The sequence below is a fragment of the Devosia sp. Root105 genome (assembly GCF_001424865.1).
In the GTDB taxonomy this organism is placed as follows: domain Bacteria; phylum Pseudomonadota; class Alphaproteobacteria; order Rhizobiales; family Devosiaceae; genus Devosia_A.
This window is the reverse complement of sequence record NZ_LMCR01000012.1, coordinates 181,016-200,360: the sequence shown is the minus strand read 5'-3', so window position 1 is coordinate 200,360 and position 19,345 is coordinate 181,016. Positions and strand designations below refer to the sequence as shown.

Genomic DNA, 19,345 nt, shown 5'->3' with positions numbered 1-19,345 from the left:
GGCTTGCCGCGCGCTATCCGCGGGGCTGTGAATTCAACCGGCCAACCGGCCTGTGGAAATTTGGCCGGAACCTACGGATTTTCGGGCCGATGTCAAGCGGCGCGGGTTCAGACGTCGCTCTTCGAAGTATCGCCGCGCGTCGGATCGAACCCGTACATATAGTTGGCCCACTGCAGGCCGACGACCGCGCCCTTGATCGAGGGGAGCATGATCAGTGGCAGCACGATGGCCGCCGGGATCATCGTCCAGACGTAGAACATCGGATCGACCGGCCCGCTCATCTCGGCATGCAGCATCCAGCCCACCAGGATGTGGCCGACGATGAAGATGGCGATATAGGGCGGGAAGTCATCGGCACGCGCCGAGCTCAGCTTCTCGCCGCACTCGCTGCAGGTGTCGTTGATCTTAAGATAGGAACGGAACAGCTTGCCCTTGCCGCAGTTCGGGCATCGGCACATCACGCCATTGCCGATTGCCTTCCACAGCGAGCGCTGCTCGCGCGCAAAACCGATCTCGACCGCCATCGCTATCTCTTTCGTTTGGCGAGCTTGCGATAGGCGCCCGCCTTGCCTCGTTTGCTAGATGGTCCTTTGCGTTGACGCCCGCCAGATGACGGAACGCCGCGGCTGCCTTCGCTCAGCAGCTCGAAGCGCAGGGCTCCCGCAACCGGGGCGACTTCGAGCAGGCGTACGCTGACATCGTCGCCGATGCGGAAGGTCTCGCCGGTGCGATCGCCCACCATCGCCTGCATCTCCTCGACGAAGCGATAATAGTCCTGGCCAAGCGTCGAGGCCGGAATGAAGCCATCGGCGCCGGTGTCCCTGAGCCGCACGAACAGGCCCGAGCGGGTGACGCCCGAGATGCGGCCCTCGAACTTGGCGTTGACATGCGCGGCGAGGAATTGCGCCAGCAGCCGGTCGATGGTTTCACGCTCGGCCAGCATGGCGCGGCGCTCGGTCGACGAAATGTGCTGGGCAATGCCCGGGAGCTTGGCGATCTCGCCGTCGGTGAGCCCGTCCTTGCCCAATTCGAGCGCGCTGATCAGCGCCCGGTGCACGATCAGGTCGGCATAGCGACGAATCGGCGAGGTGAAGTGCGCATAGCGGTCGAGGTTGAGACCGAAATGACCATAGTTCTCAGCGGCATACTCGGCCTGTGCCTGGGTGCGGAGGATGATCTCCGATACCTGCTGGATCTTGCCGTCGGTGCGCGCCTTATCGAGGATGCGGTTGAAATCCGCTGGACGTACTGCGTCCGACTTCGGCGCCGGCAGCTGCAGCGAACTGAGGAAGTCGCGCAGCGCCACGAGCTTCTCCTGGCTCGGCGTGTCGTGCACCCGATAGAGCAGGGCGCTCTTGTGCTTTTCCAGGGTCTCGGCGGCCGCAACGTTGGCGGCGATCATCATCTCCTCGATCAGCCGGTGCGCATCGAGCCGCTCGGGCACCTTCACGTCGACGACCATCCCCGTCTTGTCGAGGATGATCTTGCGCTCGGGCAGGTCGAGATCGAGCGGGCCGCGATTGTCGCGTGCCTTCGCCATGGCGCCGTAGGCGGCCCAGAGCGGGCGGAGGATCGTGTCGAGGATCGGCCCGGTCTTGTCGTCCGGCTTGCCGTCGATGGCCGCCTGCGCCTGCTGGTAGTTGAGCTTGGCGGCCGAGCGGAACAGCACGCGATGGAAACTGTGGCTGCGCTTCTTGCCGTTCTGGTCGAACACCATGCGGACGGCCAGCGACGGCCGGTTCTCGCCCTCGCGCAGCGAGCAGAGATCGTTCGAGATGCGTTCGGGCAGCATCGGCACCACCCGATCGGGGAAATAGACCGAGTTGCCGCGGATATAGGCTTCGCGATCGAGCGCCGTGCCGGGGCGGACATAGGCCGCGACGTCGGCGATGGCGACGTAGACGATGTGGCCACCGGCATTCTTCGGATCGCTGTCCGGCTCGGCATAGACCGCGTCGTCGTGGTCCTTGGCGTCGACAGGGTCGATGGTGACGAGTGGAATGTGCCGCCAGTCTTCGCGACCCTTGATCGTGGTTTCCTTGGCCTCTTCGGCTTCCTTGGTCACCGAGGCGGGGAAACGGTAGGGAATCTCGAGGTTATGGATGGCGATCATCGAGACCGCCCCCTCGGATTTGGGGTTGCCGATGACGTTGGTCACCTTGGCCTTGGGGATCATCAACCGGCCGGTCAGCTTGATCTCGACTTCGACCAGGTCGCCGTCGCGGGCGCTGCCCAGATCGCCGCCGTCGATGCGCATTTCCTTCTGCTTGCGGTCCACCGGGATCAACCGTGCGCCGTCTTCGTCCATGCGGACGATGCCGATCTGGCCGCGGCGCGGCTTGTCGAGGATCTTCATCGCCCGCGCGGTGTAGTCCGGCAGTTCGCCATCGCCGGCGCTGATGCGCGCCAGGATGCGATCGCCAGGGGCCGGAGCAACGCGGGCGTCCCTCGGCTGCTTGACCATGACGCGCGGACGCGCGCCTTCCTCGTCGTTCCACTGCGCCGGGAAGGCGTGGAGATTGTCGGGGTCGGCGTCGGCGGGGATGTCGAGGACGGTGACCGCGGGCAGGGCGGCGGTCGGCCGGATCTGCTTGCGGGTCCGGGCAATGAAGCCCTCGCCCTCCATCTGCTTGAGCAGCACCTTGAACGGGGTGCGCATGTCGCCGTGGATGCCGAAATGGCGCGCCAGGTCGCGCTTGCCATCGAGGGTCGGCTGCTGCGCCATCGCTTCGAGGATGGCTTCGCGTGAGGGGAGAGTGCCGACGGCAAACTGCCGTGGGCTCTTGGGTGTGGTCTTGGTTTTTGGCGCTTTCGCCATTGTCGCTTTCTTTAGGCGGGGGTCTCCGCCTTTGTCTTCGCTGCGGCCTTGGGCCTGGTCGCCGTCTTTGCAGTCGACTTGGCCTTGGCCGCGGGTTTGGTTGTCGTCTTCTTGGGTGCCGCTTTCTTCGCTGGCGCCTTCTTGGCGCCGGCGGACCGCGACGAGGATTTCCTGGCGCCGGAAGCGCCGCCCTTGGCGGCGATCAGTTCGAGCGCCAGCTCGACCGTCACGTCCTCGGGCTTCAACTCCTTGGGCAGCGTTGCGTTCACCTTGCCCTGATTCACATAGGGGCCATAGCGACCGGCGCGAACCGAGATGGTGCCGGCATCGTGCTCGAAGGTCTTGATCGCCGCCGGGGTACCGCCGCCGCCGCGACCGAACCGTCCGCCGCCTGCCGCCTTCTGGGCGAGCAGATCAACAGCGCGGTTGAGCCCGACCGTGAACACCTCTTCGACCTCGGGAAGGTTGGCATAGGTGCCATCGTGGAGGATGAACGGCCCATAGCGGCCGATGCCGGCGCTGATCGGCTTGCCGGTCTCCGGATGGTCGCCGACCGGACGGGGCAGCGACAGCAGCTGCAGCGCTTTCTCAAGCGTCAGGCTGTCGGGCGTCCAACCCTTGGGCAGGGACGAGCGTTTCGGCTCGGCGCCCTCACCCAGCTGCACATATGGACCGAAACGGCCCGACTTCAAGGCCACCTCGAGGCCGCTCTCGGGATCGGTGCCGAGGATGCCGTCGCCGGTGCCGGCCTCGCTGGCGCCGCCGGTCGCGGCGTCGGAAAGCTGCATGGTGTAGCGGCACTCGGGGTAATTCGAGCAACCGATGAAGGCGCCGAACTTGCCCAGCTTCAGCGATAGCTGGCCTTCGCCGCAGTTCGGGCAGCGGCGCGGATCGGAACCGTCGGCCTTGGCCGGGAAGATATGATCGGCCAACACCTCGTTGAGGGCATCGAGCACTTCGGAGACCCGGAGGTCCTTGATCTCTTCGACATGACCCTGGAAGTCCTTCCAGAAGTCGCGCAGCACGTCCTTCCAGGCGAGCTTGCCGTCTGAAATCAGATCGAGCTGTTCCTCGAGGCTGGCGGTGAAGCCATACTCGACATAGCGATTGAAGAAGCTCTCGAGAAAGGCCGTGACGATGCGACCCCGATCCTCGGGGATCAGCATGCGCTTTTCGAGCCGCACGTAGCTGCGGTCCTGCAGCACCGAGATCGTCGCGGCGTAGGTGGACGGGCGGCCGATGCCGATCTCTTCCATCTTCTTGATCAGGCTGGCTTCTGAATAGCGCGGCGGCGGCTGCGTGAAGTGTTGCTCGATCAGCGCCTGTTCCAGCTTCGGCCGGTCGCCCACATTGAGCGGCGGCAACTCGCGGCTATCCTCGTCTTCTTCGGCGTTGGGATCGCGATCTTCCTTGGCTTCGACGCCGTAGAGCGCGAGGAAGCCGGGGAAGGTAACAACGGAGCCGACGGCGCGCAGCGCGATGTCGCGGCTGGTGGCGAACACCGAGATATCGGCCGTCGTGCGCTCGATTTCGGCCGAACGCATCTGGCTGGCGAGCGTGCGCTTCCAGATGAGCTCATAGAGGCGGTGCTTGTCCGGGTCGCCGCGCAGTGTGTCGGGGTGACGGAACATGTCGGTGGGGCGGATGGCCTCGTGCGCTTCCTGCGCGTTCTTGGCCTTGGTCGAATAGATGCGGGCCTTCTCGGGCAGGTAGTCGGCGCCAAAGTTCTTCACGATGGCGCGGCGGGCCTGGTCGATGCCTTCCGGCGCCATCTGCACGGCGTCGGTTCGCATATAGGTGATGATGCCGTCCTCATAGAGGCGCTGCGCGATCTGCATGGTGCGCGCCGGAGCAAAGCCGAGACGCGAGGACGCATCCTGCTGCAGGCTCGAGGTGCTGAATGGTGCATAGGGATTGCGCTTGGTGGGCTTCTTGTCGACGGCCGTAACAGAGAACGTGCCGGCTTCGATTGCGGCCTTCAGCGCCTCGGCCTCGGGGCCGGTGCCTACGTCGAGCTTGTCGGTCCTCTTGCCGTCTACCGAATAGAGCCGCGCCTCGAAGCTGCGGCCCTTCTCGTTGAGGCGCGCGCCGACGGACCAGTATTCCTGCGGGCGGAACTTCTCGATCTCGGACTCGCGGTCGCAGACGACACGCAGAGCCACCGACTGCACGCGGCCGGCCGAGCGCGAGCCCGGCAGCTTGCGCCACAGCACCGGGGAAAGGGTGAAGCCGACGAGATAATCAAGGGCGCGACGGGCGAGATAGGCATTGACCAGCGGCTCGTCGATGTCGCGCGGATTGCGCATCGCCTCGGTAATCGCGTCCTTGGTGATGGCGTTGAAGACGACGCGCCTGACCGGTTTGTCCTTGACCAGCTTCTTCTGCTTGAGCACGTCGAGCACGTGCCACGAGATCGCTTCGCCTTCGCGGTCCGGGTCGGTAGCAAGGATCAGCTCGTCGGCATTCTTCAGCGCATTGCCGATATCGGTGAGGCGTTTCTTCGACGCAGCATCGACTTCCCAGCTCATCGCGAAGTCTTCGTCGGGCAGCACCGAACCGTCTTTGGCGGGCAGATCGCGAACGTGACCGAAGCTTGCGAGGACCTCATAGTCCTTGCCAAGATAGCCGCTGATCGTCTTGATCTTATTGGGACTTTCAACGATGACGAGCTTCATGAACAAGCTTTCAGGAGTGGCGTTCGAACGCGGCGCAACATGGTGAAGCGTCTAAGGGCTGTCAACCAGCCCGGAGGCGCCGTGCGGCATTCCCCCTATGGGGGAAGAAAGTTGGGTGACAACGCGGTGCGCGACAGAATGGGCGGGGGCCGCGCCCATCACCCCGCGGCAATCATCTCGGTGGTCGGATCGGTCAGGGACGAAGCGCCACCAACTGGCCGCTTGACCACTCGACCCGCCCCTCGAGGTCGAGCTCCAGCAGCAGGGTCTGCACGCGGCTGATGGTGATGCCGGTGGACTTGATCACGTCGTCGACCGGGATCGGCGTGAGGCTCAGTGCTTCGATCAGACGGGCGCGCTCATCGCTCGACGGTGCCGCCGCCTCAGCCACCTCGCGCTCGGGCAGCCAGTCGGGTTCGAACAGGCTGCTGCGCGACGGGTCGGCTTCGCGCAGCGTCTCGATGACATCGGCGGCGCCGGTGATCAGCTTGGCGCCCTGCTGGATCAGCGCATTGCCACCTTCGGCGCGCGGATCGAGCGGTGAGCCGGGGACGGCGAAGACTTCGCGATTCTGTTCCAGCGCCAGCCGGGCGGTGATCAGCGAGCCGGAGCGCTTCGCCGCCTCGACGACCACCGTGCCGAGCGAGAGGCCGGAGACGAGGCGGTTGCGGCGCGGGAAGTCGCGCGCCCGCGGCTCCCAGCCGAGCGGCATCTCGGTGAGCAGCGCACCGCCGTTCTCGACGATCTGGTGCGCCAGCGAGATGTTCTCGCTGGGATAGATATGGTTGAGGCCGCCAGCCAGCACCGCCACGGTGCCGGTGCGGAGCGCCGCCCGGTGGGCCGCCGTGTCGATGCCACGGGCGAGGCCGGAGACCACGGTGTAGCGCGCCCCGCCCAGATCGACCGCCAGCATCTGCGCGAACTTCTGTCCCGCGGTAGAGGCGTTGCGGGCACCGACAATGGCGACGCTGTGCCCCCAGTCGAGATTGTGGCCGCCGGCGATGGTGACCAGCGGTGGCGCGCCGGAGATATAGCGGAGCAGCGGCGGGTAGTCGGGTTCGCTCGAGCCGACGAAACGGCCACCGAGCCGCTCGGTCGCGGCGATCTCATCCTCGGCCTCTGCAATCGAGGGAATGCGGGCCGGGGTGCCAAGGCGCTTAAGCAGGTCAGGCAGGCCGGCCAATGCGGCTTCGGCCGAGCCTTCGCGGTTGATCAACTGGCGGAAGGTCTGCGGCCCGATATTGTCGGTGCGGATGAGCCGCAGCCACGCAGTGCGTTGCGACGGCGTCAGTACGATGCCGTCACGCGCCATAGCTCAGGCCTTGGGCTTTTCCGAGCCGATCTTTGGCTCCGTGCCGTTCCACAGCCGACGGATGTTCTGCCAGTGCTTGAAATACAGCACGAAGCTGAGCAGCGCACAGGCAGCGGCGAAGGAGAACCCTTGCATGTCGGTGCCGGCAAGGGTGTAGGCGAAGATCGGGGCCGTCGCGGCGGCGGTGAGCGCTGCGAGCGAGGAGAAACGGCGGGCGACGGCGATCAGCAGCCATACCGCGCAGAAGATCAGCCCGACCACCCAGTTCCAGGCGAGCAAGACGCCGATATAGGTGGCGACACCCTTGCCGCCCTTGAACCCGAGCCAGACCGGAAAGACGTGGCCGAAGAACGCACCGATCCCGGCGCCGTAGACGATGAACTCGGCCTGTAACGGCTCGGCGCCAGGCACGAGGAAGTAGCGCGCCAGCAGCACCGCAGCAGCGCCCTTGCCGGCATCGAGCAGCAGTGTGGCGGCAGCGAGCCAGCGGTTGCCGGTGCGCAGTACATTGGTGGCGCCGATATTGCCCGAGCCGACGGCGCGGATGTCGATACCGACGGCGCGCGTCAGCAACAGGCCAAACGGGATCGAGCCGAGGAGATACCCCAGTACAGTCGCGATCAGGAAGTTCATGCGTTGGCCCCCTCAGCGGTAGCAGCATGGCTGAAGACCAGGCGGCCTGCAACGAACGTATGCATCACGGCGCCCTGCATGCGGGCGCCCTCGAAGGCCGAGTTGCGTGAGCGTGAACGCAGCGCCGTTTCCTTGACCACCCAGGGAAACTCCGGATCGAAGATGATCAGGTCGGCCGGCGCCCCGACCGCGATGCGGCCGGACGCCAGGCCCAGCAGTTCGGCCGGCCGGTTGGTCATGGCGCGCAGCAGGGTGATGAGCGGCACGTCGCCGGAGTGCACGAGGCGGAGCGCTGCGGCCAATAGGGTCTCGAGCCCGATGGCGCCGTCCGAGGCCTCGGCGAAGGGCTGGCGCTTCACCTCGGTGTCCTGCGGGTCGTGACCCGAATGGATGGTGTCGATGGCGCCCGAGTTCAGCCCGTCGATGACGGCGCGGCGATCGTCCTCGGAGCGAAGCGGCGGCGACAGCTTGAAGAACGAGCGGTAAGGCGCGACGTCGTTCTCGTTGAGCGAGAGGTTGTTGATCGAGACACCGGCGGAGACAGTGGAGAGCCGCCGCTTGGCCAGCGCCAGCTGCTCCACGGCCGCCTCGGTCGACACCTGCGCCGCGTGATAGCGGACGCCGGTAAGGGCAGCGAGTTGCAGGTCGCGGGCGAGCGGGATGGTCTCGGCTTCGACCGGGATCCCCTTGAGGCCGGAGATGGTCGCCAGCGCGCTCTCGTTCATCACACCGTCGCCAACCAGCGAGCGCTCGGCGAGGTGGTGGATGACCGGCAGGTCGAAGTTGCGCGCATAGGTGAAGGCAGCCCGCAGCAGCCCGGCCGACTGGATGGATTCTCGCCCGTCGGTGAGCGCCACCGCCCCGGCTTCCTTCAAGAGGCCGAATTCGGTGATCTCCTCCCCTTTGAGGCCACGGGTGATCGCGGCGGCCGGCAGGATATTGACCGAGGCCTTCGCTCCGGCGCGCCGGAGGATGAAATCGACCAGCGCGCTGTCGTCGATCACCGGCGTGGTGTCGGGCATCAGGACGAAGCTGGTAACACCGCCGGCTGCCGCGGCCTCAGCCGCGCTGGCGAGAGTCTCGCGGTACTCGTGGCCGGGCTCACCGGTGAACACGCGCATGTCGATGAGGCCAGGCGCGACGACGAGGCCGCGGGCATCATAGGTCTCGGCGCCGTCGGGAATGCCCTGCGGTGCGCCGTTGGTGATGCCGGTGATCCTGCCGTTCTCCACCAGCACGGCGCCAGGGGCGTCGTGGTTGGTGGCGGGGTCGACGATGCGGGCATTGGCAATGACGACGGGCTTGCTCATTGCGCAGCCTCCCGGTCGGCGAGGAGGGCATCGAGCACGGCCATCCGCACCGCGACACCCATTTCGACCTGCTCGGTGATCACCGAACGCGGACCGTCGGCGATGGCCGGATCGATCTCGACGCCGCGGTTCATCGGGCCGGGGTGCATGACGATCGCATCAGGTTTGGCGTAGCCGAGCTTTTCCTCATCGAGGCCGTAGAAGTGGTAGTACTCGCGCACCGAGGGGATCATCCGCCCATTGGCGCGCTCGTGCTGCAGGCGCAGCATCATCACCACGTCGGCGCCTTCGAGTCCCTGGCGCATGTCGGTGAACACTTCGGTCGCCAGCGTCTCGATGCCCCTCGGAAGCAGCGTGCGCGGCGCGACCACCCTGGTGCGGGCCTGCATGGCGCCGAGCAGCAACAGGTTGGAGCGGGCAACGCGCGAGTTGGCGATGTCGCCGCAGATAGCGACGGTGAGGCCGGCGAGGCGGCCCTTGTGCTGTCGAATGGTGAGCGCATCGAGCAGTGCCTGCGTCGGGTGCTCATGCGCACCGTCACCGGCATTGATCACCGAGCAGCCGACCTTCCGGCTGAGCAGTTCGACCGCGCCGGAGGCGCCGTGGCGCACGATGATCACGTCCGGCCGCATGGCGTTGAGCGTCGCGGCGGTATCGATCAGCGTCTCGCCTTTGGCGACCGATGAGGTTTTGACCGACATGTTGGTGACCTGCGCGCCGAGCCGCTTGCCGGCGATCTCGAAGCTCGACTGGGTGCGCGTCGAGTTCTCGAAGAACAGGTTGATCTGCGTCTTGCCCGAGAGCGTCGGCAGAATCTTCCGCTCCTGTCGCGAGATCGGGATCATGGCCTCGGCCCGATCCAGGAGATCAACGATCTCGTACTGGTTGAGCTGGCTGATGCCGAGAAGATGACGATGACGGAAAGCGGGTCTCGCGACCCCCTGGCCGCCGGTGACCGATGCTGGCGAGGAAGTAGCCATGCCGCTCCGTTCCGAATGTTCGCGGGGGTCTAACGCGAGGGGCGGAGCATGTACAGTCCAGCTGTACATTTTCCACGAGACCGATCGGTTACAGCGCGCCTCGGCGGAGCCGCTCTAGTGCCCCCTGCAGGATGTAGCTCGCCGCCAGCTTGTCCACGACTTCAGCACGCTTGTCGCGGCGCACATCGGCTTCGATCAGCGTGCGGGTGACGGCGGAGGTGGAAAGCCGCTCATCCCAGAACGCGATGGGGATGGCGATCTTGGGGGCGAGGTTGCGGGCAAAGGCGCGGGTCGACTGGACGCGCGGTCCTTCAGAGCCATCCATGTTGAGCGGCAGCCCCAGCACGATGCCGACTGCGTCGTTCTCCGCGATCAGTTCCTGCAGCCGGATCGCGTCCTGGGTGAACTTCAGCCGCCTGATGGTTTCGAGCGGCGTCGCCGAGTAGCGCATGCCGTCGGAAATCGCCACGCCGATGGTCTTGGTGCCGAGGTCGAGGCCCAGCAGCTTGCCGGTGGCGGGGAGGGCGGTGAGGTCGTTCTCGGTTGGCATAATCGTGGTCAATCACTATGATTAGGTTTGATTGGAGACGATTGCCATGAGCACCCGAGTCCTGACGGCACATATTCCTGAAGAGCTGGCGGAGAAAGTGGATCGCTACGCGAGAAGTATGGAGCGCTCGCGTGCCTGGATCGTCAAGCGCGCTCTCTCCGACTGGGTGGACTGGGAGGAGGAGAAAAATCGACTGACGTTGGAGGCAGCAGAGGCCGCTGATCGCGGCGACGTCGTTGACGACGATGCAGTTGCCGCCTGGATCGAGAGTCTCGACACCGAAAACCCACTGCCATTGCCCGCCGTGAAGAAATGAGGCTGCAGTGGGCTGGAGCGGCCCTTGGCGACCTCAGGAGATTCGAGACGTTCCTCGCGCAGGTGAATCGCAACGCAGCGAAGCGCGCTATCTCGGCAATTCGAGCCAACGCGCGCCGAACGTTAGAACATCCTCAGATAGGGGAACGCGTAGAGGAAATCACCTCGCGTGAGATACGGAAGTTACTGATCGACCAGTATGAACTACGCTACGAAGTGCTTCCCAACCTGATCCGCGTCCTCCGCGTTTTCCATATGCGCGAGGATCGATGAAACTCACCTGGTTCGGCGGCACCACGATCCGAATTCATATCGGCGGCAAGATCCTGGTGGCTGATCCCACGGGGGTCAGCGGCGTCGATCCGGAGGAGCTGGTGTCGGGCGCCGACGCGACGTTTGCGCTCGATGGCAGCCTGCCCGAGATCGATCCTGTGCTGTGGCAGCCCGGGCGGCCGGGTTCGATGCTTGATGAGGACGTGCTGGGCGAGGTGACGACGCATGGCCTCGCAGGCGGCGCGCTGATTGCAGCCATTGGCGAGGCCCCGCTGCTGTTGCTGTCCCAGGCTGTGCCGAAGGCCGGGCGCTGGGCTCGAGACGCTGTGATTGTGGTATTCGGCACCGAGGGTGACCAGCTGGCGGCCGAAGCGCTCGAGGCATTCGGGCCACGGCTGATTGCCGTTGCGGCGACCGACGCCGTGGTGGAGCGGGCCTTTGGAGCGTTGCGCGACCGGCTCGACGGCACGGGGGTGGTGGCGCTCGAGGCCGGCATGGCGTTGGAAGTTTGATGGCGCCCATCAACGCTTTTCGTTTTTCTTCCCTGGCGTCCGTTGCTAGAACGCCGGAAATCGTGACCTTCGGAGTGACCCCATGTCGGTAGATGCCGCCACCGTGAAGCGTATTGGCCGCCTGGCCCGCATTCGCATCGAGGAGGGCGAAGTCGAGACCTATCGCAACGAGCTCAACACCATTCTGGGCTTCGTCGAGCAACTGGGCGAGGTCGATGTGAGTGGCGTCGAGCCGATGACCTCGGTGATGCCGATGACGCTGCGCCGCCGCGAGGACAAGGTCACCGATGGCGGCTACCCCGAAAAGATCGTCGCCAACGCACCGCTGACGGAAGACAACTTCTTCATGGTGCCCAAGGTCGTCGAGTAACTGATATGACCGTCACCATCGCCATCGAGACGCCGCTGCAGGATGATGTCCGCGGGCTGGTCGAAGAACTCAACGCGCACCTGATTCCGCTGTCGCCGCTGGAGTTCCAGTTCAAGATGACGGTCGAGCAGATGGCCGGCGCCGACACCACCGTATTCGTGGCGCGCAATGCGGTCGGCGAGGCCGTCGGCTGCGGTGCGTTGAAGGCGATCTCGGCGACCGAGGGCGAGGTGAAGCGCATGTACACCCGTCCGTCGGTGCGCGGTCAGCGGGTGGGCTCGGCGCTCTTGGCGGCGATCACCGAACTGGCGGGTTCGAAGGGCATCTCGCACCTGCTGCTGGAGACCGGCACCGGCCCGGGCATGTCGGAAGCGCACCGGCTCTACACCAATGCGGGTTTCAGCGTGCGCGGGCCGTTCCTCGATTATCCCGACAGTGAATGGTCGGCCTTCTTCGAGAAGCACATCGGGCAACCCGCCGTCGCCTGATCCGATGCGCGTTCCGAATGTTGCGGTAATCGCTACGCCGCTATAGGAACGGCGGTCGACATTTCCCCCGCGTCCTTTCCCCGCGAGCCAAGCCTTTGACCGACCTTACCCGCCTGACCCTCGCTGCCGCCCGTGCTGGCCTTAAGGCCAGGGAGTTCACCTCGAGCGAACTCACCGGCGCCTACCTGAACGCCATCGAGGGCGGCAACGCCAAGCTCAACGCCTATGTAGCGGTGACTGCCGAGCAGGCCCAGGCGCAGGCCAAGGCGAGTGATGCCAAGCTCGCGGCCGGGCAGGGCGGTCCGCTCGAGGGCATTCCGCTCGGCATCAAGGACCTGTTCGCCACCAAGGGTGTGCACACGCAGGCGGCGAGCCACATCCTCGACAGCTTCAAGCCGGAATACGAATCGAGCGTCACCAGCAACCTGTGGCGCGATGGCGCCGTGATGCTGGGCAAGCTCAACATGGATGAGTTCGCCATGGGCTCGTCCAACGAGACGAGCTATTACGGCCCGGTGATCAACCCGTGGCGGGCGAACAACTCCAACGCGCAACTGGTGCCCGGTGGTTCGTCCGGCGGCTCGGCGACGGCGGTTTCGGGGTGGCTCTGCGCCGCCGCGACGGCGACCGATACCGGCGGCTCGATCCGCCAGCCAGCGGCGCTGACCGGCACCGTCGGCATCAAGCCGACCTATGGCCGCTGCTCGCGCTGGGGTGTGGTGGCGTTCGCCTCCTCGCTCGACCAGGCCGGACCGATCGCTCGCACCGTTGAGGACGCGGCGATCATGATGACCTCGATGTCGGGGTTCGATTCGAAGGATTCGACCAGCGTCGACCTCGCCGTGCCGGATTTCGCGGCGGCGGTGGAGCGCGGCGTCAAGGGTCTCGTCATTGGCATTCCGCGCGAGTATCGCATGGACGGCATGCCTGCCGAGATCGAGGCGCTGTGGCAGCAGGGCATCGCCTGGCTGAAGGCCGAGGGCGCGACGGTGCGCGACATCTCGCTGCCGCACACCAAATATGCGCTGCCCGCCTACTACATCGTGGCGCCGGCCGAGGCCTCCTCGAACCTTGCCCGCTATGATGGGGTGAAATACGGCCTGCGTGACACCGGCAAGGACATTACCGACCTCTACGAGCTGACCCGCGCCGACGGCTTCGGCCGCGAGGTGAAGCGCCGCATCATGATCGGCACCTATGTGCTGTCGGCTGGCTATTATGACGCCTACTACGTCCAGGCGCAGAAGGTCCGCACACTGATCAAGCGCGATTTCGAGATCGTCTTCAACGACGGCGTCGACGCCATCCTGACCCCGGCGACACCGTCGGCGGCATTCGGTATCGGCGACGAGGACATGAAGGCCGATCCGGTCAAGATGTACCTCAACGACGTGTTCACGGTGACCGTGAACATGGCCGGCCTGCCGGGAATCGCGGTGCCGGCCGGCAAGGACGGCGCGGGCCTGCCGCTCGGATTGCAGCTGATCGGCAAGCCGTTCGACGAGGAAACGCTGTTCGCCGCGGGCCGCGTCATCGAGCGTTCGGCCGGCATCGACTTCAGCCCTGACAAGTGGTGGTGATCGGAAACCGCTTGAACCATAGCGGTTTCGGCACTATTTGCCGCCCATGCGCAAATTGAGACTTGTCGAACTCCCGGCCAAACCGGTGGTTTCGTTTCAGAGGATTGGCTCCATGGCCGATGTGTTCACGACCCTAGACTGGTCGGCCCCGCCCAAGGATATGTCCAAGCCCCTGCAGGCTTTGTGGTGGATGAAGAAGGGCGAGCTGCGCGTCGGCCCCGAGTGGGAAGAAGCGCATCGTATCGTCCAGGCGATGGAAGGCACCTTCGAGTTCGACTGGGTGCATGCGCTGCTGCACTGGATCGAAGCCGACATGGGCAATGCCGACTACTGGTATCGCCGCGCCGGCCGCAAGCGCGCCACTGCCAGCGTTTCCGCCGAGTGGGAACACATCGCCCGCGAACTGAGCGGCGTCACGCAGCACTAAGCGCGACAGACGACGGCCCCGTTGCAGGAGAGCCCCGGAGCTGATCCGGGGCTCTCTGCGTATTCAGCGGTTGTCGAACTCGCTGCGGGCGAGCTCGAGGCCGCGTCTGGTGATGCGGTAGGGATGCCCATTGCTGGAGGCGATCGCCTTCTTGGCCCTTAGCTTCTTGAACAGCGGCAGGCTGCATTGCTGCATCAGCCAGCCATCGCGGTTGAAACACTCGACGCCGATGAGTTTGCCATTGTCGGATTTGAGCGCGACGATCTTGCCGCCCTGTGCGAGGACGTGCAGCACCCGCTGCTCGTGGCGGGAAATATCCATGAGAAATCTAGCCTGAGGATGCGTGGAAAAGGGCCGCAGCCAGCATCTCGCCTGGCAGCTGCCTGGTTCCAGAAACCCCGTCGCAGACACATCGCCGGCCCAAAGGGCTCAGCGGGCGGACGGGGTATTACGCAATCTCAACTTTGCTAGACATAGGGCAGTCCACTTTTTGACGGCGCCGCGATATCACCGAGCCGCTGAACGGCGGATGAATAGCCGCACAACGGCGCCTAGACCAGTGGTCGGTTGCAAACAGTGGCGCGGCGGTGCAAACCAGCAACTCTTTCCTTATCCGCCGAGTGCCTCCCGTGACCAAAGCCCCCGCCGAATGCCAGACCAAGGAAGATGTGCGCGCCGAGATCGACCGGATCGATCAGGCCCTCTTAAGCCTGCTCGCCGAGCGGCACGGCTATGTGACGCGCATGGCGGAGATCAAGACCGACCCGCACGAGGCCTATGACCCGACCCGCATCGAGGCGATTATCGCCAAGCAGCGCCAGCGCGCCGAGGAGCTCGACCTCGACGAGGATCAGGCGGAGTTGATCTGGCGCACGCTGATCAACTGGAATGTGAACTACGAAAAGGGCATTATCGCTGCACGCAAGCGCCACGGCTGAGATAGCGTGGGCGGAGTGGAGGCTTCGATGACGTCGCCGGAGATCACGATCCGCAAGGCTGTGGCGAGCGAGGCAGAACGTCTTGCCGACATCGCGCTGCTCGCGTGGGAACGCGACCTGCAGCCCTTCCTCAGCGGTGAGGCGGCAAGCCGGGCGAACGAGAAGCGCCGGCTCGGTATCGCCGTGCACGAGCTGCTCGATCGCACGATCGTTGCTGAAATCGACGGCTCGCCGGTCGGCTGGTGCGCCCGGGCGCGCAGCCGTCCCTATATTCCCTACCTGTTCGTCACGCCGTCGCTGCAGAACCAGGGCATCGGCACGCTGCTGCTCCGCCGCATGGAATCGATCATCGAGCTCGAGGGCGCCGACAAGGTGCAGCTCGATACGCTGAGCGACAATGTGCGGGCGGTGAACTTCTACCAGCATCAGGGCTACCGCATCCTGGTGCTGAAGCGCGAAGGCGCTACTGGCAGCGACCCGCAAACCAGCGTCCGGCTGGAAAAACGCCTCTCCCCCTATCGTGGTCCGCTGAACGACGACGAATGAGGCGGATCCTGCTGACCGGGATGTCAGCCACCGGCAAATCGACCATCACGGCGGCAATTGCCGCCCGCGGCTACAAGGCTGTCGATCTCGATTCCGATGCCTGGTCGCACTGGGTCGACGTCGTCGAGGATAACGCGCCGGGAACGCCGGTCGGGGCAGGGCGCGACTGGGTCTGGCGGGATGATCGCGTCGGAAAGCTGCTGGCGGAAGAGGGCGCCAGCATCCTGGTGATCAGCGGCTGTTCGCCCAACCAGGGGCAGTTCTACCCGCAGCTCGATGCAGTAGTGCTGCTGAGCGCGCCCGAGCCCGTCGTTGCGATGCGCCTCGCGGCCCGAACGGGCAACAATTACGGCAAAGGTGCGGGTGAGACGGAGCGTGTTCTCGAACTGATCCGCGAGGTGGAGCCGATCCTGCGGGATGGTGCGACTCACGAGATCGATACCAGCGGCACCTTCGACGACGTGCTGGACGCCGTGCTCCGGATCGTCGATCCGCGCTCGTGACGGTTCGGAGAGCCGGTTCCGGGCAATCGCAGGGCCATCGCGCTCTGTCAGCGGCATGGATTTGCCGAAGTTTGGCGCGCAGAGAAGTTTTCTGCAGCGCTCGGCTATGCCATAGACAAAGTCGGAATGAACAAGAGCCTTAGCCCATGACCCTTATCGATACTCGCACGCCCAACCCTAAGAGCTTCATCCAGGGAGCGACCGGGGATTGGGAGATCGTCATCGGCATGGAAGTGCATGCGCAGGTGACCTCGGAGAGCAAGCTGTTCTCGGGCTCGTCGACCGAATTTGGCTCGCCGCCGAACTCCAATGTCAGCTTCGTCGACGCGGCGATGCCGGGCATGCTGCCGGTGATCAACGACGAGTGCGTGCGTCAGGCGGTGCGGACGGGGCTCGGGCTGAAGGCCAAGATCAACAAGCGCTCGATCTTCGACCGAAAAAACTACTTCTATCCGGACCTGCCGCAGGGCTACCAGATTTCCCAGTTCAAGGACCCGATCGTCGGCGAGGGCTCGGTGTTCCTCGACATGGGCGGGGAGCGGATCGAGATCGGCATCGAACGGCTGCACCTCGAGCAGGATGCCGGCAAGTCGATCCACGACCAGCACCCTTCCATGAGCTTCGTCGACCTGAACCGGTCGGGCGTGGCGCTGATGGAGATCGTTTCGAAGCCCGACCTGCGCAACTCGGAAGAGGCCAAGACCTACCTCGGCAAGCTGCGCAGCATCCTGCGCTACCTCGGCACCTGCGATGGCAACATGGAGCAGGGCTCGATGCGCGCCGACATCAACGTCTCGGTGCGCAAGCCCGGCGGCGAGTTCGGCACGCGCTGCGAGATCAAGAACGTCAACTCGATCCGCTTCGCCGGCCAGGCCATCGAGTTCGAGGCGCGCCGCCAGATCGATATCCTCGAGGCCGGCGGCTCGATCGACCAGGAGACTCGGCTCTACGACCCCAAGACCGGCGAGACGCGCTCGATGCGTTCGAAGGAAGAAGCGCACGACTACCGCTACTTCCCCGATCCGGACCTGCTGCCGCTGGAGTTCGACCAGGCCTTCATCGACGATCTGGCGCAGCATTTGCCGGAACTGCCCGATGAGAAGGAAGCGCGCTTCGTTTCCGAGTACGGCGTGACGCCCTACGACGCGATGGTGCTGACACTGGAGCGCGAGACGGCCGACTATTACGAGGCCGCGGTGAAGTTCGGCAGCACGAAGCGCGACGGTAAGGCGGTGGCCAACCTCGTCACCGGCGACATCGCCGCCTATGCCAACAGCCAGGGTCTCTCGGCCTTCGAAACGCATATCAAGCCACACCAGATCGCCGGCATCGTCGATCTCGTGGCAGCCGGGACCATTTCGTCCAAGGGCGCCAAGGACCTGCTGCAGGTGATCATCGCCGAGGAGCCCGAGGGCGAGCCGGCCGATATCGTCGAGCGGCGCGGCATGAAGCAGGTGACCGACCTCGGCGCGATCGAGAAGGTGGTCGACGAGATCATCGCCGCCAACCCGGACCAGGTGGCCAAGGTACAGGCGAAGCCCACTTTGATCGGCTGGTTCGTCGGCCAGGCGATGAAGGCCTCGGGTGGCAAGGCCAACCCGCAGGCGCTGAACGAGATTCTGAAAAGGAAACTCGGGCTCGAATAGGAGGGGCGATGGCTAGCGGATACTGGGTCGTCAATCTCGAGGTCACCGACCCCGAGGTCTATAAGCAGTATCAGGCGTTCGTTCGGCCCTTCCTCGCCGCCAATGACGGCCGGTTCATCGTCCGTGGCGGTCAGCAAAGCGTCGTCGAGGGCACGGTCGGGCCTCGCGTCGTGGTTGTCGAGTTCCCCAGCTACGAGCACGCGCTGCGTGCCTACCACTCCCAGGAATACCAGCAGGGCATGCAGGCCCGCCTCGGCGCGAGTTCCGCCAATTTCGCCATCGTCGAAGGGTTTGACGGCTGATCCGCTGTGGGATCGCTACGAAGCCGTTTCGGAACCCTCGCCGTCGCAGACCGTTGACGAAAACCACCCCGTCAACGGAGGCAGCCATGTCCGTGCTCAATCGTGTTCTGTTCAATGTCCTCTGCAAGGACCTCGCTGACAGCACCAGGTTCTACAAGGAGCTGTTCGGGCTGGAGACGATCTATGACAGCGACTGGTTCGTCGTGCTCACCCCCAAGGGCCAGGCGAACGTCCAGATTGGGCTGATCGACCAGATGAGCCAGTTCACGCCGCGCCATGCCTGGGGCATGCACGAGGGAACCTACCTCACCTTCGAGGTCGATGACGTGTTCGAGGTGCTCGACCGCGCCCGGGCCATGGGCGCCGACGTGGTGTCGGAGGCTATTGCGCTCGACTATGGCCAGACCCGCGGGCTGATCCGCGACCTCAACGGCATGGTGATCGATGTGTCGACGCCAACCGCGCAACTCGCGATGCGCGAGGACGTGGTCATCGAGGACGTCGGTCGCGATACCGCCATCGACCAGCAGCAACCTGGAGACCGCGACGCCATCTCCAGGCCGGTCTGGTAGCTCAGACGGGCTTACCCACCGTCATCGCGGCGCGAAACTCCGGATCGGGGTCGAGCCAGGTGGATTCCGGCATCGCGCCGACGGCATCGAAATAGCGGCTCATGAAGCTGCGATAGGCGGCGCAGAACGCTATGTCTGCGATCTCGCGATCAGTGAAGCCGTGCTTACGCAGCGCCTCGATGTCGCCCTCGGTGATGAGGCTGGCGTCACGCGCGACCTGCTCGGCATAGGCCAGCATGGCCACGGTCTTCGCCGCGAGGCCGGCGCTGCGGAAATCGTGCTGGATGGCGAGCACCTTCTCCTTCGAGCCCAGGTCGCTGACCAGCAGCTTGGCGTAGACATGCGAGCAATAGCTCGAGGGAATCTGCTTGGCGGCGACCAGCGTGATCAGCCGCCAGCTGACCAGCCCGAGCGAGAAGTTGTTCCGCGCCGCATGCAGCAGGTGCTCGACCATCGGGGCGATGTGCGGCAGGGCGGTCCAGCATTTGGTGCCTTCCATCACGAAGCCCAGCGCCGCAGCTTCGGTCTGGTAGATATCGGCAATGGCGCCGGTCGCGTCTTTCTCGTCGATGGTTCCGATGAACACCGGTGGCCT

The 19,345-nt window shown here is 65.0% G+C and carries 22 protein-coding genes; 12 read left to right on the top strand and 10 right to left on the bottom strand.

Features of this window, described 5'->3' with window-relative positions; translation table 11 throughout:
* Positions 1-107: 107 nt before the first annotated feature.
* The 8 genes from ASC68_RS09620 to ruvX all read right to left on the bottom strand — a co-directional run bounded on the left by ASC68_RS09620 (position 108) and on the right by ruvX (position 10,278).
* Entirely contained in the window at positions 108-524 is a 417-nt protein-coding gene (locus ASC68_RS09620) for a DUF983 domain-containing protein (RefSeq protein WP_055878211.1), read from the bottom strand.
* A 2-nt stretch (positions 525-526) separates the two neighbouring features.
* Positions 527-2,818 (bottom strand): ribonuclease R, encoded by a 2,292-nt coding sequence (rnr, locus tag ASC68_RS09615; RefSeq protein ID WP_055878209.1) that lies wholly within the window; start codon positions 2,816-2,818, stop codon positions 527-529.
* Positions 2,819-2,829: 11 nt separating this feature from the next.
* Positions 2,830-5,493, bottom strand: a complete 2,664-nt coding sequence (topA, locus tag ASC68_RS09610) for a type I DNA topoisomerase (RefSeq protein ID WP_055878207.1) — start codon at positions 5,491-5,493, stop codon at positions 2,830-2,832.
* Positions 5,494-5,686: 193 nt separating this feature from the next.
* On the bottom strand, positions 5,687-6,805 hold the full coding sequence (dprA, locus tag ASC68_RS09605) for a DNA-processing protein DprA (RefSeq protein WP_055878205.1): 1,119 nt from the start codon (positions 6,803-6,805) through the stop codon (positions 5,687-5,689).
* 3 nt (positions 6,806-6,808) lie between these two features.
* Positions 6,809-7,438, bottom strand: a complete 630-nt coding sequence (plsY, locus tag ASC68_RS09600; protein ID WP_055878204.1) for a glycerol-3-phosphate 1-O-acyltransferase PlsY — start codon at positions 7,436-7,438, stop codon at positions 6,809-6,811.
* A complete protein-coding gene (gene pyrC, locus ASC68_RS09595; RefSeq protein ID WP_055878202.1) occupies positions 7,435-8,748 on the bottom strand; it encodes a dihydroorotase in 1,314 nt (437 codons plus the stop codon). Before pyrC ends, plsY begins: the two co-directional genes overlap by 4 nt.
* A complete protein-coding gene (locus ASC68_RS09590) occupies positions 8,745-9,728 on the bottom strand; it encodes an aspartate carbamoyltransferase catalytic subunit (RefSeq protein ID WP_055878200.1) in 984 nt (327 codons plus the stop codon). The genes pyrC and ASC68_RS09590 overlap by 4 nt, the downstream gene beginning before the upstream one ends.
* An 88-nt stretch (positions 9,729-9,816) precedes the next feature.
* Positions 9,817-10,278: a Holliday junction resolvase RuvX gene (ruvX, locus tag ASC68_RS09585; RefSeq protein WP_055878198.1), complete on the bottom strand. Its 462-nt coding sequence runs from the start codon at positions 10,276-10,278 to the stop codon at positions 9,817-9,819.
* A gap of 46 nt (positions 10,279-10,324) precedes the next feature.
* Here ruvX and ASC68_RS09580 point away from each other — a divergent pair, with 46 nt between their 5' ends.
* From ASC68_RS09580 to ASC68_RS09550, 6 genes are all read left to right on the top strand, one after another.
* Positions 10,325-10,594, top strand: coding sequence for a ribbon-helix-helix domain-containing protein (locus ASC68_RS09580; RefSeq protein ID WP_055878197.1), 270 nt, complete (start codon positions 10,325-10,327; stop codon positions 10,592-10,594).
* A 268-nt stretch (positions 10,595-10,862) separates the two neighbouring features.
* Positions 10,863-11,378, top strand: a complete 516-nt coding sequence (locus ASC68_RS09570) for a hypothetical protein (protein WP_055878193.1) — start codon at positions 10,863-10,865, stop codon at positions 11,376-11,378.
* An 82-nt stretch (positions 11,379-11,460) separates the two neighbouring features.
* Positions 11,461-11,748, top strand: coding sequence for an Asp-tRNA(Asn)/Glu-tRNA(Gln) amidotransferase subunit GatC (gene gatC, locus ASC68_RS09565; protein WP_055878191.1), 288 nt, complete (start codon positions 11,461-11,463; stop codon positions 11,746-11,748).
* A gap of 5 nt (positions 11,749-11,753) precedes the next feature.
* The gene (locus ASC68_RS09560; protein WP_055878189.1) at positions 11,754-12,236 is read left to right on the top strand and encodes a GNAT family N-acetyltransferase; all 483 of its coding nucleotides are present in this window, start codon (positions 11,754-11,756) and stop codon (positions 12,234-12,236) included.
* Positions 12,237-12,331: 95 nt separating this feature from the next.
* Complete coding sequence (gene gatA, locus ASC68_RS09555) at positions 12,332-13,816, top strand: Asp-tRNA(Asn)/Glu-tRNA(Gln) amidotransferase subunit GatA (RefSeq protein WP_055878187.1); 1,485 nt, start codon at positions 12,332-12,334, stop codon at positions 13,814-13,816.
* Between the two features lie 112 nt (positions 13,817-13,928).
* Entirely contained in the window at positions 13,929-14,243 is a 315-nt protein-coding gene (locus ASC68_RS09550; RefSeq protein WP_055878186.1) for a hypothetical protein, read from the top strand.
* Positions 14,244-14,306: 63 nt separating this feature from the next.
* Here ASC68_RS09550 and ASC68_RS09545 read toward each other — a convergent pair whose 3' ends face one another.
* The gene (locus tag ASC68_RS09545) at positions 14,307-14,564 is read right to left on the bottom strand and encodes a YjhX family toxin (protein ID WP_055878184.1); all 258 of its coding nucleotides are present in this window, start codon (positions 14,562-14,564) and stop codon (positions 14,307-14,309) included.
* A 308-nt stretch (positions 14,565-14,872) separates the two neighbouring features.
* Between ASC68_RS09545 and ASC68_RS09540 the strand changes: the two genes are divergently transcribed.
* The 6 genes from ASC68_RS09540 (at position 14,873) to ASC68_RS09515 (ending at position 18,750) form a co-directional block, all read left to right on the top strand.
* Positions 14,873-15,181, top strand: a complete 309-nt coding sequence (locus ASC68_RS09540) for a chorismate mutase (RefSeq protein ID WP_055878182.1) — start codon at positions 14,873-14,875, stop codon at positions 15,179-15,181.
* A gap of 27 nt (positions 15,182-15,208) precedes the next feature.
* Positions 15,209-15,727 (top strand): GNAT family N-acetyltransferase, encoded by a 519-nt coding sequence (locus ASC68_RS09535; RefSeq protein ID WP_055878180.1) that lies wholly within the window; start codon positions 15,209-15,211, stop codon positions 15,725-15,727.
* On the top strand, positions 15,724-16,230 hold the full coding sequence (locus tag ASC68_RS09530) for an AAA family ATPase (protein ID WP_082528036.1): 507 nt from the start codon (positions 15,724-15,726) through the stop codon (positions 16,228-16,230). The genes ASC68_RS09535 and ASC68_RS09530 overlap by 4 nt, the downstream gene beginning before the upstream one ends.
* 146 nt (positions 16,231-16,376) lie before the next feature.
* Complete coding sequence (gene gatB / locus ASC68_RS09525) at positions 16,377-17,876, top strand: Asp-tRNA(Asn)/Glu-tRNA(Gln) amidotransferase subunit GatB (RefSeq protein ID WP_055878178.1); 1,500 nt, start codon at positions 16,377-16,379, stop codon at positions 17,874-17,876.
* Positions 17,877-17,884: 8 nt separating this feature from the next.
* On the top strand, positions 17,885-18,178 hold the full coding sequence (locus ASC68_RS09520; RefSeq protein WP_055878176.1) for a DUF1330 domain-containing protein: 294 nt from the start codon (positions 17,885-17,887) through the stop codon (positions 18,176-18,178).
* Positions 18,179-18,264: 86 nt separating this feature from the next.
* The gene (locus tag ASC68_RS09515; RefSeq protein ID WP_055878173.1) at positions 18,265-18,750 is read left to right on the top strand and encodes a VOC family protein; all 486 of its coding nucleotides are present in this window, start codon (positions 18,265-18,267) and stop codon (positions 18,748-18,750) included.
* Position 18,751: 1 nt separating this feature from the next.
* Here ASC68_RS09515 and ASC68_RS09510 read toward each other — a convergent pair whose 3' ends face one another.
* A complete protein-coding gene (locus ASC68_RS09510; protein WP_055878171.1) occupies positions 18,752-19,336 on the bottom strand; it encodes a hypothetical protein in 585 nt (194 codons plus the stop codon).
* Between the last annotated feature and the right edge of the window lie 9 nt (positions 19,337-19,345).

What these genes read in the sequence shown, in the direction of transcription:
- ASC68_RS09620 (WP_055878211.1), bottom strand. Translation starts at nt 524, where the DNA reads ATGGCGGTCGAGATCGGTTTTGCGCGCGAGCAGCGCTCGCTGTGGAAG.
- rnr (WP_055878209.1), bottom strand. Translation starts at nt 2,818, where the DNA reads ATGGCGAAAGCGCCAAAAACCAAGACCACACCCAAGAGCCCACGGCAG.
- topA (WP_055878207.1), bottom strand. Translation starts at nt 5,493, where the DNA reads ATGAAGCTCGTCATCGTTGAAAGTCCCAATAAGATCAAGACGATCAGC.
- dprA (WP_055878205.1), bottom strand. Translation starts at nt 6,805, where the DNA reads ATGGCGCGTGACGGCATCGTACTGACGCCGTCGCAACGCACTGCGTGG.
- plsY (WP_055878204.1), bottom strand. Translation starts at nt 7,438, where the DNA reads ATGAACTTCCTGATCGCGACTGTACTGGGGTATCTCCTCGGCTCGATC.
- pyrC (WP_055878202.1), bottom strand. Translation starts at nt 8,748, where the DNA reads ATGAGCAAGCCCGTCGTCATTGCCAATGCCCGCATCGTCGACCCCGCC.
- ASC68_RS09590 (WP_055878200.1), bottom strand. Translation starts at nt 9,728, where the DNA reads ATGGCTACTTCCTCGCCAGCATCGGTCACCGGCGGCCAGGGGGTCGCG.
- ruvX (WP_055878198.1), bottom strand. Translation starts at nt 10,278, where the DNA reads ATGCCAACCGAGAACGACCTCACCGCCCTCCCCGCCACCGGCAAGCTG.
- ASC68_RS09580 (WP_055878197.1), top strand. Translation starts at nt 10,325, where the DNA reads ATGAGCACCCGAGTCCTGACGGCACATATTCCTGAAGAGCTGGCGGAG.
- ASC68_RS09570 (WP_055878193.1), top strand. Translation starts at nt 10,863, where the DNA reads ATGAAACTCACCTGGTTCGGCGGCACCACGATCCGAATTCATATCGGC.
- gatC (WP_055878191.1), top strand. Translation starts at nt 11,461, where the DNA reads ATGTCGGTAGATGCCGCCACCGTGAAGCGTATTGGCCGCCTGGCCCGC.
- ASC68_RS09560 (WP_055878189.1), top strand. Translation starts at nt 11,754, where the DNA reads ATGACCGTCACCATCGCCATCGAGACGCCGCTGCAGGATGATGTCCGC.
- ASC68_RS09550 (WP_055878186.1), top strand. Translation starts at nt 13,929, where the DNA reads ATGGCCGATGTGTTCACGACCCTAGACTGGTCGGCCCCGCCCAAGGAT.
- ASC68_RS09545 (WP_055878184.1), bottom strand. Translation starts at nt 14,564, where the DNA reads ATGGATATTTCCCGCCACGAGCAGCGGGTGCTGCACGTCCTCGCACAG.
- ASC68_RS09535 (WP_055878180.1), top strand. Translation starts at nt 15,209, where the DNA reads ATGACGTCGCCGGAGATCACGATCCGCAAGGCTGTGGCGAGCGAGGCA.
- ASC68_RS09530 (WP_082528036.1), top strand. Translation starts at nt 15,724, where the DNA reads ATGAGGCGGATCCTGCTGACCGGGATGTCAGCCACCGGCAAATCGACC.
- gatB (WP_055878178.1), top strand. Translation starts at nt 16,377, where the DNA reads ATGACCCTTATCGATACTCGCACGCCCAACCCTAAGAGCTTCATCCAG.
- ASC68_RS09520 (WP_055878176.1), top strand. Translation starts at nt 17,885, where the DNA reads ATGGCTAGCGGATACTGGGTCGTCAATCTCGAGGTCACCGACCCCGAG.
- ASC68_RS09515 (WP_055878173.1), top strand. Translation starts at nt 18,265, where the DNA reads ATGTCCGTGCTCAATCGTGTTCTGTTCAATGTCCTCTGCAAGGACCTC.